General features: G+C 44.2%; 1 protein-coding gene. It reads left to right on the forward strand.

Annotated features, from left to right (window positions below; genetic code table 11):
- A partial coding sequence (rlmJ, locus tag ACNQ0T_RS23340; protein ID WP_417930398.1) for a 23S rRNA (adenine(2030)-N(6))-methyltransferase RlmJ occupies positions 1 to 304 on the forward strand: 304 nt, incomplete at its 5' end.
- Positions 305 to 355 lie beyond the last annotated feature (51 nt).

Raw genomic sequence — 355 nt, forward strand, 5'->3', positions numbered from 1 at the left:
TGTTGAAGGTTATAAACGTTTCGCAACAGGCACTTATGCGATTTGGTATCCAGTGGTTCTAAGCCAACAAATCAAACGTATGGTGAACCAGCTAGAAGCTACGGGTATCCGTAAAATTCTGCAAATTGAATTAGCGGTACGCCCTGACAGCGACCAACGCGGCATGACCGCATCCGGTATGATTGTCATTAACCCGCCTTGGAAACTTGAGCAGCAGATGAAAAATGTCCTGCCATGGTTACATAAAACACTGGTGCCAGAAGGCACTGGGCATACATTAGTTGAGTGGATTGTACCTGAGTAAATTGTACTTGAGTAATAATAGACTCTAGCTATTGCAGTAACAGGCAATAGC

The organism is Enterobacter cloacae complex sp.6700776 (assembly GCF_048284255.1).
In the GTDB taxonomy this organism is placed as follows: Bacteria; Pseudomonadota; Gammaproteobacteria; order Enterobacterales; family Enterobacteriaceae; genus Enterobacter; species Enterobacter intestinihominis.